General features: G+C 62.8%; 17 protein-coding genes. 16 read left to right on the top strand and 1 reads right to left on the bottom strand.

The features are described from left to right. The first annotated feature begins 46 nt into the window (after window positions 1–46). From NKJ37_RS07200 to trmB, 8 genes are all read left to right on the top strand, one after another. On the top strand, window positions 47–1,039 hold the full coding sequence (locus tag NKJ37_RS07200) for a PhoH family protein (protein ID WP_023758127.1): 993 nt from the start codon (window positions 47–49) through the stop codon (window positions 1,037–1,039). Window positions 1,040–1,057: 18 nt separating this feature from the next. Further along, the gene (ybeY, locus tag NKJ37_RS07195; protein ID WP_023811413.1) at window positions 1,058–1,558 is read left to right on the top strand and encodes an rRNA maturation RNase YbeY; all 501 of its coding nucleotides are present in this window, start codon (window positions 1,058–1,060) and stop codon (window positions 1,556–1,558) included. A gap of 28 nt (window positions 1,559–1,586) precedes the next feature. Continuing rightward, window positions 1,587–2,699: a hemolysin family protein gene (locus NKJ37_RS07190; protein ID WP_023811412.1), complete on the top strand. Its 1,113-nt coding sequence runs from the start codon at window positions 1,587–1,589 to the stop codon at window positions 2,697–2,699. A 286-nt stretch (window positions 2,700–2,985) separates the two neighbouring features. Continuing rightward, the gene (locus NKJ37_RS07185; RefSeq protein WP_245273216.1) at window positions 2,986–3,303 is read left to right on the top strand and encodes a VOC family protein; all 318 of its coding nucleotides are present in this window, start codon (window positions 2,986–2,988) and stop codon (window positions 3,301–3,303) included. 102 nt (window positions 3,304–3,405) lie between these two features. Continuing rightward, on the top strand, window positions 3,406–4,998 hold the full coding sequence (gene lnt, locus NKJ37_RS07180) for an apolipoprotein N-acyltransferase (protein ID WP_128304329.1): 1,593 nt from the start codon (window positions 3,406–3,408) through the stop codon (window positions 4,996–4,998). Between the two features lie 141 nt (window positions 4,999–5,139). Next, the gene (locus NKJ37_RS07175; protein ID WP_023811410.1) at window positions 5,140–5,559 is read left to right on the top strand and encodes a helix-turn-helix domain-containing protein; all 420 of its coding nucleotides are present in this window, start codon (window positions 5,140–5,142) and stop codon (window positions 5,557–5,559) included. 168 nt (window positions 5,560–5,727) lie between these two features. Further along, complete coding sequence (metK, locus tag NKJ37_RS07170) at window positions 5,728–6,993, top strand: methionine adenosyltransferase (protein WP_023811409.1); 1,266 nt, start codon at window positions 5,728–5,730, stop codon at window positions 6,991–6,993. Window positions 6,994–7,016: 23 nt separating this feature from the next. Continuing rightward, window positions 7,017–7,718: a tRNA (guanine(46)-N(7))-methyltransferase TrmB gene (trmB, locus tag NKJ37_RS07165; RefSeq protein ID WP_352773415.1), complete on the top strand. Its 702-nt coding sequence runs from the start codon at window positions 7,017–7,019 to the stop codon at window positions 7,716–7,718. A gap of 66 nt (window positions 7,719–7,784) precedes the next feature. Here trmB and NKJ37_RS07160 read toward each other — a convergent pair whose 3' ends face one another. Continuing rightward, the gene (locus tag NKJ37_RS07160; RefSeq protein ID WP_013527898.1) at window positions 7,785–7,952 is read right to left on the bottom strand and encodes a hypothetical protein; all 168 of its coding nucleotides are present in this window, start codon (window positions 7,950–7,952) and stop codon (window positions 7,785–7,787) included. Window positions 7,953–8,247: 295 nt separating this feature from the next. Between NKJ37_RS07160 and rimP the strand changes: the two genes are divergently transcribed. The 8 genes from rimP to rpsO all read left to right on the top strand — a co-directional run bounded on the left by rimP (window position 8,248) and on the right by rpsO (window position 16,957). Beyond that, the gene (rimP, locus tag NKJ37_RS07155; RefSeq protein ID WP_027161761.1) at window positions 8,248–8,892 is read left to right on the top strand and encodes a ribosome maturation factor RimP; all 645 of its coding nucleotides are present in this window, start codon (window positions 8,248–8,250) and stop codon (window positions 8,890–8,892) included. Between the two features lie 49 nt (window positions 8,893–8,941). Beyond that, window positions 8,942–10,537 carry a transcription termination factor NusA gene (gene nusA, locus NKJ37_RS07150; protein WP_013527896.1) on the top strand — a complete coding sequence of 532 codons (1,596 nt, stop codon included), beginning with the start codon at window positions 8,942–8,944 and terminating at the stop codon, window positions 10,535–10,537. A 38-nt stretch (window positions 10,538–10,575) separates the two neighbouring features. Next, complete coding sequence (locus NKJ37_RS07145; protein ID WP_352773533.1) at window positions 10,576–11,226, top strand: RNA-binding protein; 651 nt, start codon at window positions 10,576–10,578, stop codon at window positions 11,224–11,226. Then, on the top strand, window positions 11,223–13,793 hold the full coding sequence (gene infB / locus NKJ37_RS07140) for a translation initiation factor IF-2 (protein ID WP_352610752.1): 2,571 nt from the start codon (window positions 11,223–11,225) through the stop codon (window positions 13,791–13,793). The genes NKJ37_RS07145 and infB overlap by 4 nt, the downstream gene beginning before the upstream one ends. 125 nt (window positions 13,794–13,918) lie before the next feature. Continuing rightward, window positions 13,919–14,359, top strand: coding sequence for a 30S ribosome-binding factor RbfA (gene rbfA / locus NKJ37_RS07135; protein WP_352773412.1), 441 nt, complete (start codon window positions 13,919–13,921; stop codon window positions 14,357–14,359). Next, window positions 14,359–15,366, top strand: a complete 1,008-nt coding sequence (gene truB / locus NKJ37_RS07130; protein ID WP_352773410.1) for a tRNA pseudouridine(55) synthase TruB — start codon at window positions 14,359–14,361, stop codon at window positions 15,364–15,366. Before rbfA ends, truB begins: the two co-directional genes overlap by 1 nt. Window positions 15,367–15,410: 44 nt before the next feature. After that, complete coding sequence (corA, locus tag NKJ37_RS07125) at window positions 15,411–16,505, top strand: magnesium/cobalt transporter CorA (protein WP_352773407.1); 1,095 nt, start codon at window positions 15,411–15,413, stop codon at window positions 16,503–16,505. 140 nt (window positions 16,506–16,645) lie between these two features. Beyond that, a complete protein-coding gene (rpsO, locus tag NKJ37_RS07120) occupies window positions 16,646–16,957 on the top strand; it encodes a 30S ribosomal protein S15 (protein ID WP_269470859.1) in 312 nt (103 codons plus the stop codon). Window positions 16,958–17,029 lie beyond the last annotated feature (72 nt).

The following is a 17,029-nucleotide window of genomic DNA, read 5'->3' as shown; positions in this document are numbered from 1 at the left end:
AGAGCTGAAGAACCTGCCCCCGGTACCGGCATCTGGGGCTTCTGACATGGCGCACATCGTTCTGACTTTCGACAACAACAAGCTTGCCAGCGCCCTTTATGGTCAGTTCGACGAAAACCTCGCCAGGCTGGAGCAGAAGCTTGGCGTCGACATCCGCTCACGCGGCAACCAGCTGACCATCAAGGGTTCGGCGTCGGCCGCCGAGCAGGCGCGCCGCGCGCTCGACAATCTCTACGGCATTCTCCAGAAGGGCGTCGATATCGGCCAGTCCGACGTCGATGGCGCCGTGCGCATGGCGATTGCCGCCGACGATCAGCTGACCCTGCCGACGCTGGAGCGTAAGGGCAAGGTTTCCGCCGCCCAGATCGCCACCCGCAAGAAGACGATCTATGCCCGTTCACTCAACCAGGACGCCTATATGCGGGCGCTGGAACGGTCGGAACTGGTGTTCGGCATCGGCCCGGCCGGCACCGGCAAGACCTATCTGGCGGTGGCGCATGCGGCGATGCTGCTCGAGCGCGGCATGGTCGAGCGCATCATTCTCTCGCGGCCTGCGGTCGAGGCCGGCGAACGGCTGGGCTTCCTGCCCGGCGACATGAAGGAGAAGGTCGATCCCTATCTGCGGCCGCTCTATGATGCGCTCTACGACATGATGCCCGCCGACAAGGTTGAGCGCGCCATTGCCGCCGAAGTGATCGAGATCGCGCCGCTCGCCTTCATGCGCGGCCGCACGCTGGCGCATGCCGCCGTCATCCTCGACGAGGCGCAGAACACCACGCCGATGCAGATGAAGATGTTCCTGACGCGTCTGGGCGAAAATTCGCGCATGATCGTCACCGGCGACCCGACCCAGATCGACCTTCCCTCCAACACCAAATCGGGCCTGGTCGAAGCCTTGCGCGTGCTGGACGGTGTGGCGGGCGCGGTCACCGTGCGCTTCAACGACGGCGATGTGGTCCGCCATCCACTGGTGGCGGAAATCGTCAGGGCCTACGACCGGGACGCCAAGCTGGCGCGCGGCCTCGGCGCCGAGAATTGATGTTGACGATGCGGCTTCATGCCTGAGGACATAATATCCGGCGACGGGAATGTTCCCGTCGACATCGACATATCGGTTGAGGCGGGCAACTGGCCCGACGAGGTAAGCCTGACGCGGCTGGTCGATGGCGCGGTCAAGGCGGCTTTTGCCGAAACCGGCGTGGCGGGCCGTTCCGAACTCAGCCTCGTTTTTACCGACGACGCCCATGTCCAGCTCCTCAATGCCGGCTGGCGCGGCAAGGACAAGCCGACCAACGTCTTGTCTTTCCCGGCTTTTCCGTTTGCGCAAGGCGGTCCGTTGCCGCCGATGCTGGGCGACATCGTGCTGGCCGCCGAAACGGTCGCCCATGAAGCGGCACTGGAAGACAAGCCGGTCGAGAACCATATCACCCATCTCGTCATCCACGGCCTGCTGCATTTGCTGGGCTACGATCACGAGACCGAGGCCGAGGCCGAGGCGATGGAAGCCGTCGAACGCGCGGCGCTTGCAAGGCTTGCCATTCCCGACCCCTACGCGTAACTACATCTGATCAATTGACCGGACGACGATGAACGACAAACCAGAGACTGCCGCCCGCCCCGACGCCGGCAGTGCGAACAAGGCTTCCGACACGTCGGAAGAGGGATCAAGTCCGAGTACCGTTACGTCTGGCGCTAGCAGTACCTCTGCTGCTGCCGGTGCTGGCAGCGCTGCCAGCGAGACGTTGCCTGCCGGTCCCTCACTGTTCGACCGCGTTCTGGGCCTGTTCAGGCAACGCAACGGAACCAGCCTGCGTGAGGAAATTGCCGGCGCGCTAGCCGAGACGACGAGCGATGCCGGCGCCTTCTCGCCCGGCGAACGCGCCATGCTCAACAACATCCTGCGGCTGCGCGAAGTGCGCGTCGAGGACGTCATGGTACCGCGCGCCGACATTCAGGGGGTCGAAATCACGACGACGCTCGGCGATCTCCTGGGCACTTTCGAACAATCCGGCCATTCGCGCATGCCGGTCTATTCCGAGACGCTCGATGATCCGCGCGGCATGGTCCATATCCGTGACGTGCTGGCCCACATCACCAAGATCGCGCGCGTCAAGAAGGGCCGCACGACCAGGAAAACCCCCGCTGCCACGGTTCTCGATCTTGCCCAGGTCGACCTCGCACGCACCATTGGCGACCTCAATCTGATCCGCCCGGTGCTGTTCGTGCCGCCGTCGATGCTTGCCTCCGACCTGATGGGCCGCATGCAGACGACGCGCACCCAGATGGCGCTGGTCATCGACGAATATGGCGGCACCGACGGCCTCGCCTCGCTGGAAGACATCGTCGAGATGGTGGTCGGCGACATCGAGGACGAGCATGACGACGACGAGCCGATGATCACCCAGAGCGGCGACGGCGTGTTCATCGTCGACGGCAAGGCCGAGATCGACGACGTCGCCAAGATGATCGGCGGGGATTTCGCCGCCGGTGAACATGGCGAATATGTCGACACGATCGGCGGCATGATTTTCAACACGCTTGGCCGTGTTCCGGCCCGCGGCGAGGTGGTGCAGGCCATACCCGGCTTCGAGTTCCACGTCCTCGACGCCGATCCGCGCCGCGTCAAGCGCGTGCGCATCGTGCAGAGCCAGAAGGGTGAGCGCCGCCGGCGCGCCACCGCGCGCACCGAACAGGCGTAAGCATGATGCCGAAAAGTTGCAGACTTTTTGGATGAACATCATGCGGCAAAACCAGGGCTTAAGCATGATGCCGAAAAGTTGCAGACTTTTCGAATGAACATCATGCGGCAAAACCAGAATCCAGGCGCTTAGGGATGGCGGTCGAGGACCCCTTCAAGCATCCAAGTCTGGGGTCCGGTGTTTTCTATAAGGACCCTCGTGCCGCGCTGGACTGGCTGGAAGCAGCCTTAGGCTTCGCGCGCAGCATGGTGGTCAGCGATGCCGAGGGAAACTCGTCCATGCAGAGATGCGATTCGGCGACAGCTACATCATCGTAGATTCCGAATGGAGCGATTATGTTGCCAGCCCGGCTTCGGTCTTGGGCAAGAACACGCAGTCGATCTATGTCAGGCTGAAGCGCGGCCTGGATGCGCATTGCGAGCAGGCGCGGGCGGTCGACGCTGATATAATCCAGGAGCCGGCGGATCAGTTCTACGGCGAGCGCCAGTATCGTGCACGCGACCCCGAAGGCCATGTCTGGACCTTCACGCAGACCATCCGTTCGGTTCCGCGCGAGGAGGCCGAGCGGCTGGGCGGCGTCCAAATCGAGGGTTGGCACCGGTAGGGCAGGGCCGAAGCTGTGCATCTCAGCCAGCCCATCCGCCGTTTGGAGCGCGGAGCGCAGCCTGTTAAATCTTGTGTCCTGATTCGCGACTCGGAAGTATGCATGGAGCGCCTCACCGGCCGGATAATTCTGCTTTGGGGTTGGCGGCGTGCGCTCGTGGCGTTTCTCGCAGGCGCTTTTGCCGTGCTTGGGCAGGCGCCTTACGATTTCTTCGCCGCCTGTTTCGTCTCGTTTCCGCTGCTGGTCTGGCTGCTCGACGGCGCCACCGGCGAAGCTTCCGGCAGCCTGTTCCAGCGCCTGCGGCCGGCTTTCGCCGTCGGTTGGTGGTTCGGTTTCGGCTATTTCCTCGCCGGCCTCTGGTGGATCGGCTCGGCGCTGCTGGTCGAGGCCGACAGTTTTGCCTGGGCGCTTCCCTTCGCGGTGGTCGGCATTCCTTTCATGCTCGCCTTTTTCTACGGCTTTGCGGCAATCGTTGCCCGGCTGCTGTGGAGCAACGACATTGGCCGCATCGCCGCCCTTGCCTTCGGCTTCGGCCTGGCGGAATGGCTGCGCGATTTCCTGTTCACCGGTTTTCCCTGGAATGCCGTCGGCTACGCGGCCATGCCCGTGCCGCTGCTGATGCAGAGCGTCTCGGTGACGGGCATGATCGGCATGAACGCGCTCGCGGTGTTCGTCTTCGCATTGCCGGCACTGCTGGCGGCACGTCGGCATCTGCGCCTCGGCGCGGCACTGTTTGTCGTGCTCGCCGCCGCCCATGTCGGCTTCGGCTATGTCAGGCTTGCCGCTCCCGAACCGCCAGCTTCACGCAGCCTGGATGTCCGCATCGTCCAGCCGGCCGTTGACCTGTCGGAAAAATGGGATGCCTCGGTGCGCGACCGCATCTTCGCGGTCCTGATGGGGCTCTCGGCCAAGGCGCCGGACCCAGGCCATCAAAAGCCGCAACTGATCTTGTGGCCCGAAACCTCGGTGCCGTTCCTCTTCACCGAGCGTCCGGACGCATTGACGGCGCTGGGGGACATGCTCGGACCCGGCCAGATGCTGATTGCCGGCGTCGTTCGCGAGGAAGGCGGTTCGGCCGCGAATGCCGACAGCCGTTACTACAACTCCGTGGTGGCGATCGACGACAAGGGTGAAATCGCTGACGCCGTCGACAAGGTTCACCTGGTGCCGTTCGGCGAATACCTGCCTTTCGCCGATCTGCTCCAGCGTTTCGGCATCGAGCAACTGGTTGCCGGGCCGATGAGTTTCGCGGCCGGCAATGAGCGCCACGCCATCACGCTGCCCGATGGCATCCGTGCGCTGCCATTTATCTGTTATGAGGTGATCTTTCCCGATCTTGTGGCAGTTGACGCTGCGTCAGCGCAGCTTATTGTGAACGTTACCAACGATGCGTGGTTCGGCGACACGCCGGGTCCGTATCAGCATTTCAGGCAGGCCCAGATCCGTGCGGTGGAAAATGGATTGCCATTGGTGCGTGCTGCCAACAACGGCATCTCGGCCGTCGTCGATCCGCGTGGGCGCATCGTCGATGCGCTTGCGATCGACGCACGCGGCGCCATCGACGCCCACATACCGATTTCCGGACAGGCGCTCATATCTCCCGGCCAACGGCGCATTAACGGAATGCTGATCATGTTGCTGTTTGCCGTTGGGGCAGCGCTGTTGAACGTAAGGCAAAGGCTACGGGTGAATTGACAGCCCACACATTAGAAACTCATACTGTAAGTGCCTGAAAATTTCTCGAAGCCGGTGGATCGTTCTGTTGGGGCAGTTGCCTCCGGCTTTGTTTGGGCAGGAAAAAAATAGAGAAAGCCGAAAAAATTCGGCGAGGAAAAAATGACAGAAGACAACAAGAAGAAACCGAATCCGATCGACATCCATGTTGGCAGTCGCATCCGGCTTCGCCGCAACATGCTGGGAATGAGCCAGGAAAAGCTGGGAGAAAACCTCGGCATCACATTTCAACAGATTCAGAAATATGAAAAAGGCACCAACCGCGTCGGCGCCAGCCGATTGCAGGCGATAGCGTCCATACTCGGCGTGCCTGTCGCCTTCTTTTTCGAGGATGCGCCCGGCCAGGAGCCCGTGGCGGGCCGCGGATTTGCCGAGGACGCGTCGATGGCTTTCGCCGTCGAATTCTGCGGCAGTCCCGAAGGACTCCAGCTCAACCGGGCCTTTGTCAAGATCGCGGACGCCAAGGTGCGCCGCAGGATCATAGACCTGGTCAAGTCCCTCTCCACCGACGATCCCGACTGATCGGCAATCACGCCAGGACTGGCGGCGTCTTGCCGCCGGTGGCACAAGATAACTGCATCGACATCATGCCAGAACCGAAGCACCGCTTGACGAGCGGCGCTTCGCCCCGCTAACACGTGGCGCGCCAAAATCGGCAGCCTGCCGATCGTTTTTCAAGAGGGGACACCCGTGACGCGGCAGAACTACTTCTTTACCTCGGAATCCGTTGCCGAGGGCCATCCCGACAAAGTCTGTGACCGGATTTCCGACGAGATCGTCGATCTGGTGTATCGCGAAGCCAAGAAGACCGGCATGGACCCGTGGAAAGTCCGTGTCGCCTGCGAGACGCTGGCCACCACCAACCGTGTCGTGATCGCCGGCGAAGTGCGTGTTCCCGACACGTTGCTCAAGCGGGACAAGGCCGGCAATATTCTCAAGGATGCCGCCGGGCATTCGGTCGTCAATCCGGCCAAGTTCAAATCGGTCGCCCGCAAGGCGATCCGCGAAATCGGCTACGAGCAGGCCGGCTTTCATTGGAAAACGGCGAAGATCGAGGTTCTGCTGCACGGCCAGTCGCCTGACATCGGCCAGGGCGTCGACAATGCCTCCGACCGTCAGGGCGAAGAGGGTGCCGGCGACCAGGGCATCATGTTCGGTTACGCCTGTCGCGAGACGCCGGATCTGATGCCGGCGCCGATCTACTACAGCCACAAGATCCTCGAACTGCTGGCTGCCGCCCGTCACGAAGGCAGCGGTGAAGCCGGCAAGCTCGGGCCGGATGCCAAGAGCCAAGTCACCGTTCGCTATGTCGACGGCAAGGCCGCCGAGGCGACGCAGATCGTGCTGTCCACACAGCATCTCGATGCGAGCTGGGATTCGAAGAAGGTCCGCAAGGTCGTCGAACCCTATATCCGAGAGGCGCTGGGCGACCTCAAGATCGCCGACGATTGCATGTGGTACATCAATCCGACCGGCAAGTTCGTCATTGGCGGGCCGGACGGCGATGCCGGACTGACCGGCCGCAAGATCATCGTCGACACCTATGGTGGTGCCGCACCCCATGGCGGCGGCGCCTTCTCCGGCAAGGACACCACCAAGGTGGATCGTTCGGCGGCCTATGCGGCGCGCTACCTGGCCAAGAACGTCGTGGCGGCGAAACTCGCCGACCGCTGCACCATCCAGCTTTCCTACGCCATCGGCGTTGCTCAGCCGCTGTCGGTCTATGTCGACTTGCACGGTACCGGCAAGGTCGACGAGGCAAAGCTCGAGGACGCGTTGCGCACGGTGATGGATCTGTCGCCGTCGGGCATCCGCCGTCACCTCGATCTCAACAAACCGATCTACGCCAAGACGTCGTCCTACGGCCATTTCGGCCGCAAGGCCGGCCGTGATGGGTCTTTCTCCTGGGAAAAGACCGATCTCGCCAAGGCACTCAAGGACGCGGTCGCCGCCTGACAGCGGCACCGCAAAGTCCCGCCATGGATCCGAAGGACAGACCAAGCCGCGCGACCGAAGCCTTTTTCGGTCGCCGGCGCGGCAAGACCATGCGCCCGCAGCAGGCGGCCGCGCTGGAAAGCGGCTTCGGCACATATCGGCTCGATCTGGCGGCCGAGCCGCCGGCTGATCTCAGCGCTTTGTTTGAGACGGATGTCCGCGCGGTTCGCCTCGAGATTGGCTTCGGCGGTGGCGAGCATCTCCTGCATCGTGCGACCGAGGCCCCAGCGATCGGCTTTATCGGCGTCGAGCCCTTCGTCAACGGCATGGCCAAGATGATGATGGCGGTGCGCGAGAAACCGCTCGCCAATCTGCGGGTCTATGACGACGACGCAACAAGGCTGCTGGACTGGCTGCCGCAAGCCTCGCTCGACGGCATCGATCTGCTCTACCCCGATCCCTGGCCGAAGAAGAAACACTGGAAACGGCGCTTCGTCAGCCCGGTCAATCTGGAGCGGTTCGCGCGTGTGCTGAAGCCTGGTTCAAAATTCCGCTTTGCGTCCGACATCGACACCTATGTCAACTGGACCCTGCTGCATTGCCGCGCGCATGGCGCGTTCGCATGGCAGGCTTGCGAGGCGGCGGACTGGCACCGGCCTTATGATGGTTGGCCGGGCACCCGTTATGAGGCGAAGGCCATTCGCGAGGGACGGCGGCCGGCCTATCTTACCTTCATTCGGAAATAGGCTCGCGGTCTTAGAGCAATTCCAGGAAAGGTGTGAAACGGTTTTCCGTCCGGAATTGCGTCAAAGCTAGAAGCGGCGGCCGATGCGATCGAAGGCGGCAGGCTCGACGCCGAGGTTGCGCAGGTCGTCGGCGCGCGGCCTGCGACCGGCTTCCACGGCCCGTGAAGCGGCCACGGCGCTGCCGAATACGGTGAAGAAGTCGCCTATTGCAGAAAATATCTTGCGATTGCTCATGATCATGTCCTTTCGCACGTCTGACGCACGGCCACATTTGTGCGGCGCAACATAAATAGGTGCGTTTCGGCGCCGATCCCATGGGTATCGCCGCATAGGCGCCATGCGCCCCATGCAACGCTGGCGCGGGCCGCCTCGATGGCGGCGTTGCCCGACCAGCATAGCGGGCTTGAAACACAGGCCATGATCGTTTATATCAGCCTCAAATTCTTGGTCGGTATGACGAAGAGTGGGTCCACCCGGTCCCGCTCTTTTTTATTACCTGCCGATAACTTGGTAGAACGACAGGGCTTCAATGACTGCAACGGCAAGCGAGGGCGACGATCGCATCATCCGCGAAAGCGGCATCGATGCGCGCATCGCGCTGATCGTCCAGCCGGTCCTGCGTGGCATCGGCTTCCGCCTCGTGCGGGTGCATCTGTCGGGCCAGAACGGGCTGACGCTGCAGATCATGGCCGAACGCGAGGACGGCACCATGACCGTCGAGGATTGCGAAGAGGTCAGCCGCGCGGTGTCGCCGGCGCTCGACGTCGACGATCCGATTGAAAAGGCCTATCATCTTGAAGTCTCGTCGCCCGGCATCGACCGGCCGCTGGTCCGTAAATCGGATTTCACGACCTGGACGGGCCATCTGGTGAAGATGGAAACATCGATGGTCGTCGCCGACCGCAAGCGCTTCAAGGGCAAGATCGCCGAAGCCGGCGAAGACGATGTGCTGATCGAGCGCGACAAGGCCGCCTATGGCGAGGAGCCGACGGTGCGCGTCCCCTATGATGCGATTGCCGATGTGCGCTTGATCCTGACAGACGATCTTATCCGCGATGCCCTGTCGAAGGACAACAGGGCGCGCAAGGAAGCCAAGAAACGCCGCGGCGAACCGGACGACGACGAGTCGGGTGCGGAAGCGGACGCCACGGAAGAACACGAACAGGAACTATGATTGAGCTGCCGGGCGCAAAGGTCCGGCAAACAGGCTCGGGAGAAAAACGATGGTTGTAAGCGCCAACAGACTTGAATTGCTGCAGATCGCCGACGCGGTCGCGCGTGAAAAGTCGATCGACAAGTCGATCGTCATCGCCGCCATGGCCGATGCGATCCAGAAGGCGGCGCGCTCGCGTTACGGTCAGGAGACCAACATCCGCGCCGACATCAACCCGAACACCGGTGAGATGAAGCTGCAGCGGCTGATGGAAGTGGTCGAGAAGGTCGATGACTACGCCACGCAGATCGCCATTTCCTCGGCGCGCGAGCGCAATCCCGACGCTCAGCTCGGCGACTTCATCGCCGAACAGCTGCCGCCCATGGATTTCGGCCGCATCGCCGCCCAGTCGGCCAAGCAGGTCATCGTGCAGAAGGTCCGCGAGGCCGAACGCGACCGCCAGTATGACGAGTACAAGGACCGCATCGGCGAGATCGTCAACGGTACCGTCAAGCGCGTCGAATACGGCAACGTCATCGTCGATCTCGGCCGCGGCGAAGCGATCATCCGCCGCGATGAGCTGATCCCGCGCGAGAACTACAAATATGGCGACCGCGTCCGCGCCTATGTCTACGATGTGCGCCGCGAGCAGCGCGGCCCGCAGATTTTCCTGTCGCGTACCCATCCGCAGTTCATGGCCAAGTTGTTCACCATGGAAGTGCCGGAAATCTATGACGGCATCATCGAGATCAAATCGGTCGCCCGCGACCCAGGTTCGCGCGCCAAGATCGCCGTCATCTCGCGCGACAGCTCGATCGATCCGGTCGGCGCCTGCGTCGGCATGCGCGGTAGCCGCGTCCAGGCCGTCGTCGGCGAATTGCAGGGCGAGAAGATCGACATCATTCCGTGGTCGCCTTCGGCGGCGTCCTTCATCGTCAACGCGCTGCAGCCGGCGGAAGTCGCCAAGGTCGTGCTCGACGAGGATGCCGAACGCATCGAAGTCGTGGTTCCCGACGACCAGCTGTCGCTGGCCATCGGCCGCCGCGGCCAGAACGTGCGTCTCGCTTCGCAGCTGACCGGTTGGGATATCGACATCCTCACCGAGGCCGAAGAATCCGAGCGCCGCCAGAAGGAATTCGTCGAGCGTTCGTCGCTGTTCATGGAAGCCCTCGACGTCGACGAGATGGTCGGCCAGGTGCTGGCCTCCGAAGGCTTCACCAGCGTTGAGGAAGTCGCTTATGTCGATTCCGGCGAGATCGCCTCGATCGACGGTTTCGACGAGGACACCGCTTCGGAAATCCAGACCCGCGCCCGCGAATATCTGGAGAAGATCGAGGCCGAGCACGACGACAAGCGCAAGGCGCTTGGTGTTTCGGACGAATTGCGCGAAATCCCCGGCGTCACCACCGCCATGATGGTGACGCTTGGCGAGGACGGCGTGAAGACGATCGAGGATTTCGCCGGCTATGCCGCCGACGACCTGACCGGCTGGAAGGAACGCAAGGACGGTGAGACCAAGGTCTATCCGGGCGTGCTGGCCAATCATGGCGTGACCCGCGCAGACGCCGAACAAATGGTTCTGGCCGCCCGCCTCAAGGCCGGCTGGATCACCGAAGACGAGCTTGCAGCCGAAGAAGTCTCGGCTGACGAAGCCGTTGGTGCGTGAGGTGAAACCGCATCGCACCGAACCCGCCCTTGGACGAGATGAACGATCGCACCTGCATCGTTACGCGCAAACAAGCCGAACCGGATGATCTGATCCGGTTTGTCGTCGGCCCGGATTCGGCCGTCGTTCCCGACATTAAGAGAAATCTGCCCGGCCGCGGTTGCTGGGTGAGCGCCGACCGCCTACATATCGACAAGGCTGCGGCGAAGAACCTCTTTGCCCGCGCCTTCAAGGCACAGGTGGTCGTGCCGCCCGATCTTGGCGGCATGATCGACGGGCTACTTTCCAGGCACGCTCTGGGCATGCTTGGTCTTGCCCGCAAGGCAGGCGCAATTTCGCTGGGTGCCACCAAGGTCGAAAGTGCTGTCCGCGGTGGATTGGCGCTTTTCGTGCTCCACGCGACCGAGGCGTCCGACGACGGCGTGCGCAAGATCAGCCAGGCGCGACGGGCGACAATCCATCTCGGCGGGCCCGCTATCCTTGCCTACAAACTTTTCTCCGAGGCCGAGTTGAGCTTGGCATTGGGGGGTACAAATGTGATACATGCTGCCGTTCTCGCGGGAGACGCGGGCAGGGCGGTCCAGAAGCGCATGGTTGCGCTCGACCGGTATCGGGGCGGTTCCCCGGACGATCTGGCAATGCTTGCGGCTGTTGCTGACGAAGATGATGCCGCAGAGGATATGGAATGAGCGATACGAAATCGGGTGACGACAATACGCTGAGTGTGACGCCGAAGAAGACCTTGACGCTGAAGCGCCCCGGTATGGAACAGGGCACTGTGCGCCAGAACTTCTCGCACGGCCGCACCAAGCAGGTCGTCGTCGAAACCAAGAAGCGCAAGTTCTCGATGCCCGGCGACAAGCCGGAGCCTGTTGCCGCCCCCGTCTTCACACCGAAGCCGGCGGTCGTGGCCGCACCCGTCGTCGTGCCGGAAGCACCGAAGGCGCCACCACCGCCGCCGGCCCCGGTCGAACGCAGCGGTATGGTGCTGAACGAACTGTCGCGCAGTGAAATGGAAGCGCGCCGCAGGGCGCTCGAGGGCTCGAAGGTTCGCGAGGTCGAGGACCGCCAGCGCGCCGCCGAGGATGCCAAGCGTCGCGCCGAGGACGAAGAGCGCCGCAAGCGCGAACGCGATGAATCCGCACGCCGCCAGGCCGAGGAAGAGGCGCGGTTGCAGACCGAGGCCGAATCCCGCCGTCGGGCTGAGGAAGAGGCCCGTCGACGCGCGCCATTGGCCGCCGAACTGGCAACAGTCGATGACGAGGAAGTGGCCAAGCCGAAACGTGTTGGTGCCGGCGCACCGGTGCGCCGTCCGGTCACGCCCGAAGTGGCGCGTCCGGCCAAGCCGACCAAGGCCGAGGAAGACCGCCGCCGCGGCAAGCTGACGCTGAATTCAGCATTGTCCGACGAAGACGCGCGAGCCCGGTCGCTGTCGTCGATGCGTCGCCGCCAGGAAAAATTCAAGCGCGCGATGCACAATGAGCCGCGCGAGAAAGTCATGCGCGAAGTGATCCTGCCAGAGACCATCACCATCCAGGAACTGGCGCAACGCATGTCCGAGCGCGCGGTCGACCTGGTCAAGTTCTTCATGAAGCAGGGCCAGATCCTGAAGCCGGGCGACGTCATCGACGCCGACACGGCCGAGCTGGTTGCCACCGAATTCGGCCACACGGTCCGCCGCGTCGCCGAGTCCGACATCGAGGAAGGCCTGTTCAACATCGCCGACAGTGCCGAGGACCTGGTTTCGCGTCCGCCGGTCGTGACGATCATGGGTCACGTCGATCACGGCAAGACCTCGCTGCTCGACGCGATCCGCAACGCCAATGTCGTCTCCGGCGAAGCCGGCGGCATCACCCAGCACATCGGCGCCTACCAGGTCGAGAAGAACGGTCACAAGATCACCTTCATCGACACGCCCGGCCACGCCGCCTTCACAGCGATGCGTGCTCGTGGCGCCCAGGCGACCGACATTGCCATCCTGGTGGTTGCGGCCGACGACAGCGTCATGCCGCAGACGATCGAATCGATCAGCCATGCCAAGGCGGCCGGCGTTCCGATCATCGTGGCGATCAACAAGATCGACAAGCATGATGCCGATCCGCAGAAAGTGCGCTCCGAGCTGCTGCGCCACGAGGTTTTCGTCGAATCCATGGGGGGTGAAGTTCTGGACGTCGAAGTGTCGGCGACCAAGGGCACCAATCTCGACAAACTGCTCGAGGCGATCCTGCTGCAGGCCGAAATTCTCGACCTGAAGGCCAATCCGGATCGTACCGCCGAAGGCGTCGTCATCGAAGCCCAGCTCGACAAGGGCCGTGGCCCCGTCGCCACTGTGCTGGTGCAGACCGGCACGCTGATGCCGGGCGACATCCTGGTTGCCGGCAACGAATGGGGCCGGGTCCGTGCGCTGGTCAACGATCGTGGCACGCAGATCAAGGAAGCGCCGCCGGCGATGCCGGTGGAAGTGCTTGGCTTGCAGGGCACACCGCAGGCCGGCGACCGCTTCGCCGTGGTCAACAACGAGGCCCGTGCCCGCGAGATCACCGAATACCGCCAGCGTCTGGCGCGCGAGAAGGCGGTTGCCAAGCATGCCGGCCAGCGCGGGTCGCTCGAGCAGATGATGTCGCAATTGCAGACAAGCGGGCTGAAGGAATTCCCGCTGGTCATCAAGGGCGACGTGCAGGGCTCGATCGAGGCGATCAACGCCGCGCTCGACAAGCTCGGCACCGACGAGGTGCGTGCGCGCATCGTCCATGCCGGCGCCGGCGCCATCACCGAAAGCGACGTGTCGCTGGCGGAGACTTCGGGTGCCGCGATCATCGGCTTCAACGTCCGCGCCAACGTCCAGGCACGTGCCGCCGCAGCGGCGGCTGGCATCGAGATCCGCTACTACTCGATCATCTACAACCTCGTGGATGACGTGAAGGCGGCTCTGTCGGGCCTGCTGTCGCCGGAGCGTCGCGAGACCTTCATTGGCAACGCGCAGATCCTCGAGATCTTCGACATCACCAAGGTCGGCAAGATCGCCGGCTGCCGTGTCACCGAAGGCAAGGTCGAACGCGGTGCGGGGGTGCGCCTGATCCGCGACAACGTCGTCATCCACGAAGGGACGCTGAAGACGCTGAAGCGCTTCAAGGACGAAGTTTCGGAAGTCCCCGGCGGCCAGGAGTGCGGCATGGCCTTCCAGAACTACGAGGACATGCGCGTCGGCGACGTCATCGAGTGCTTCCGCGTCGAGATGGTGACCCGGACACTCTGAGTTCGAGTGACTTGTCCATACCGGGCGGTGGCCGAGAGGCCGCCGCCCGAGGTCTATTGAGAACGACCCATATGAGACATGCGGCACGGTCCCATCCCGCGCCTCACGCTTCAGGATAGAGAAAAATGCCCCGTCCAACCACATCCAGCCCATCCCAGCGCATGCTGCGCGTCGCCGAACAGGTGCGCCATGCGCTATCCGAAACCCTGCAGCGCGGCGAGATCATCGATCCGCTGATCGAGAGCACCGTGGTGTCGGTCTCGGAAGTGCGCATGTCGCCCGATTTGAAGGTCGCTACCGCTTTCGTCTCGCCGCTCGGCGCCAAGGATACCGATGCGGTGGTCGAGGCGCTGAACAAGCATGCGAAATTCGTCCGTGGCCGTGTCTCCGGCGCGCTGCGGCAGATGAAGTTCATGCCGGAGTTCCGCTTCAAGCTCGACACCTCCTTCGACAATTTTGCCAGGATCAATGACCTGTTGAAGTCACCTGAAGTGGCGCGCGATCTGGGTCCTGAGGACCAGGAAAACGCGCACCAGGGCAAAGACGACAACAAGGACACCGAATAGTGGCGCGCCGCGGCAAGAAGAAGGGCCGGCCGATCTCGGGCTGGCTGATCCTGGACAAGCCGGTCGGCATGGGCTCGACCGAAGCCGTCTCCAAGATCAAATGGCTGTTCCAGGCCGAAAAGGCCGGCCATGCCGGCACGCTCGACCCGCTGGCGTCCGGTATGCTGCCGATCGCGCTTGGCGAGGCCACCAAGACCGTTCCCTACGTGCAGGACGGCGCAAAGATCTACCGCTTCACCGTTGCCTGGGGGCAGGAGCGCTCCACCGATGACCTCGAGGGTCCGGTGACGAAAGAGTCCGACCTGCGCCCGTCGCAAGCCCAAGTGCTCGCCCTGCTGCCGAAATACACTGGCGTCATCATGCAGACGCCGCCGCAATTCTCGGCCATCAAGATCGCGGGCGAGCGTGCCTATGATCTGGCCCGCGACGGCGCGACAGTCGACATACCCGCGCGAGAGATCGAGATCGGCCGTCTGGACGTTGTCGAGCATGGCGCCGACCATACTGTTTTCGAGGTCGAATGCGGCAAGGGCACCTATGTGCGCGCGCTGGCCCGCGACATGGGCCGCGACATGGGCTGTTTCGGCCACATTTCCGAATTGCGCCGGGTCGAGGTCGAGCCGTTCACGGCGGAGGATTTCGTCACCATCGCCGAACTGGAAGCCGCCCGTTTCGGTGTCCAGGACGAAGACAGCACGACGGACGTCACTGACGCAACGGAAGCCGCTGACACGACAGAGGCTGTCGACAAGGTGGAAGTACCAATCGACTTCGACGCCATCGATGCGCTTCTGGTCGATACGTCGGCGGCTCTCGACTGCCTGCCGCAGATCGCCATCAGCGACGACGCGGCGACCAAGATCCGCCTTGGCAACCCGGTCATCATCCGTGGCCGCGACGCACCGGTGGAAGCCGAGGAAGCCTGCGCCACGGCGCGCGGCAAGCTGGTCGCCATCGGTGCCATCGAGCAAGGCATGTTCAAGCCCAAGCGGGTCTTTGCCGGGTGACTCCTGTCGTCTAATATCGAGGCGAGGACTCGCACGAGGGGCATATGGCAAAGGCTGAGACCGTGAAGACGCGGGCACCAGTGAAAACGCGGCGGCCGCCGGTCGGTGCGTCGCCCGGCACGCTGATCGCCGATCCCTCGGCGCGGCGCAGCGAACTCAGGCTGACGCTGATCTCGCCCGAAAAATTCAAGACTATCGAAAATGCCAGCATCGACGACCTGAACACCCATTGCGATAAATGGCCGGTCCTCTGGCTCGATTGTACCGGCCTCGCCAACATCCCGCTGATCGAGGAGATCGGCCGTATATTCAGCCTGCATCCGCTGGCGCTGGAGGACGTCGTCAACACCGGCCAGCGGCCGAAGGTCGACTTTTTCGAGGATCATGCCTTCGTCGTCGTCAGGATGATCGACGACGTCGCCTCGCACCGCTATGAGCAGATCGCCGTCTTCTTCGGCAATAATTTCGTCGTCACCTTCCAGGAGCGTGAAGGCGATCCGTTCGATCCCGTGCGCAAGCGCATCGAAAGCTCAGCGCCCAACCGGTTGCGCGCGCGCGGTGCCGATTACCTCGCCTATGCGCTGATCGACGCCATCGTCGACAGCTACTTTCCGCCGATCGAGGCCGCCGGCGACATGGTCGACAGCATCGAGGACGAGATGCTGCATTCGCCGCACAAGCATCAGATGCGGCAGCTGCATGAATTGCGGCGCGACGCCAACGTGCTGAAAGGCGTGCTGTGGCCGATGCGCGATGCGCTGGCGACGCTGATCCGCAACGATGTGCCCTATGTGAAGGCCGAGACCAAGATCTTCCTCAACGACACGCTCGACCATGCGCTACGGTTGATCGAGCTGGTCGAAACCCAGCGCGACATGCTGACCGGCCTGATCGAGATGCACCTGTCGCTGAGCCAGGCGCGCACCAACGACGTCATCAGCTATCTCACCATCGTCTCGGTCATCTTCATGCCGCTCACCTTCCTGGTCGGCATCTGGGGCATGAATTTCGATCCGGAGTCTTCGCCCTGGAACATGCCGGAACTGAAGGCCTATTATGGCTATCCCTTGTCGCTGCTGTTCATGGCGCTTGTCGCGTTCGGGCTGATCGCCTTCTTCAAATGGAAGAAATGGCTTTGACAATGCTAAAACCTGCCATTTTGGCCTGAAAAGCCGGCTTGTGAATTGGGCTGGTGTTTTCCGGGGAATTGCACTATATGCGCCGCAGCATAGCGCTATGACGTTTTGCTTGCACCGGCCCCTGCTGGACGACATCCCGGCTGAGGGCGACCCGTTTCCTCAAACAGATAAGGAAAAACACGATGTCGATTACTGCCGAGCGCAAACAGGAATTGATGGGTGAATTCGCAACCGCCAAGGGCGATACCGGGTCTCCGGAAGTCCAGGTGGCCATCCTTTCCGAGCGCATCAAGAACCTGACCGACCATTTCAAGGACCACAAGAAGGATAACCATTCCCGCCGTGGTCTGCTTGCTCTCGTCTCCCAGCGCCGCAGCCTGCTTGATTATCTCAAGCGCAAGGACGACGCGCGCTACCAGACGCTGATCGAGAAGCTCGGTCTGCGCCGTTGACGAATTGACCGGCGGGCTTTCGAAGGAGAGCCCGCCGGTCGCGCATTCTGCCAGTCGCATCGACTGGCCAGA

Source organism: Mesorhizobium sp. M0140 (assembly GCF_040322475.1).
Taxonomy (GTDB): Bacteria; Pseudomonadota; Alphaproteobacteria; order Rhizobiales; family Rhizobiaceae; genus Mesorhizobium.
This window is presented reverse-complemented; position numbering and strand designations above follow the sequence as displayed.

What these genes read in the sequence shown, in the direction of transcription:
- rimP (WP_027161761.1), top strand. Translation starts at nt 8,248, where the DNA reads ATGACTGCAACGGCAAGCGAGGGCGACGATCGCATCATCCGCGAAAGC.
- NKJ37_RS07160 (WP_013527898.1), bottom strand. Translation starts at nt 7,952, where the DNA reads ATGAGCAATCGCAAGATATTTTCTGCAATAGGCGACTTCTTCACCGTA.
- NKJ37_RS07190 (WP_023811412.1), top strand. Translation starts at nt 1,587, where the DNA reads ATGAACGACAAACCAGAGACTGCCGCCCGCCCCGACGCCGGCAGTGCG.
- infB (WP_352610752.1), top strand. Translation starts at nt 11,223, where the DNA reads ATGAGCGATACGAAATCGGGTGACGACAATACGCTGAGTGTGACGCCG.
- NKJ37_RS07175 (WP_023811410.1), top strand. Translation starts at nt 5,140, where the DNA reads ATGACAGAAGACAACAAGAAGAAACCGAATCCGATCGACATCCATGTT.
- NKJ37_RS07185 (WP_245273216.1), top strand. Translation starts at nt 2,986, where the DNA reads ATGCGATTCGGCGACAGCTACATCATCGTAGATTCCGAATGGAGCGAT.
- NKJ37_RS07145 (WP_352773533.1), top strand. Translation starts at nt 10,576, where the DNA reads ATGAACGATCGCACCTGCATCGTTACGCGCAAACAAGCCGAACCGGAT.
- corA (WP_352773407.1), top strand. Translation starts at nt 15,411, where the DNA reads ATGGCAAAGGCTGAGACCGTGAAGACGCGGGCACCAGTGAAAACGCGG.
- trmB (WP_352773415.1), top strand. Translation starts at nt 7,017, where the DNA reads ATGGATCCGAAGGACAGACCAAGCCGCGCGACCGAAGCCTTTTTCGGT.
- lnt (WP_128304329.1), top strand. Translation starts at nt 3,406, where the DNA reads ATGGAGCGCCTCACCGGCCGGATAATTCTGCTTTGGGGTTGGCGGCGT.
- rbfA (WP_352773412.1), top strand. Translation starts at nt 13,919, where the DNA reads ATGCCCCGTCCAACCACATCCAGCCCATCCCAGCGCATGCTGCGCGTC.
- NKJ37_RS07200 (WP_023758127.1), top strand. Translation starts at nt 47, where the DNA reads ATGGCGCACATCGTTCTGACTTTCGACAACAACAAGCTTGCCAGCGCC.
- ybeY (WP_023811413.1), top strand. Translation starts at nt 1,058, where the DNA reads ATGCCTGAGGACATAATATCCGGCGACGGGAATGTTCCCGTCGACATC.
- nusA (WP_013527896.1), top strand. Translation starts at nt 8,942, where the DNA reads ATGGTTGTAAGCGCCAACAGACTTGAATTGCTGCAGATCGCCGACGCG.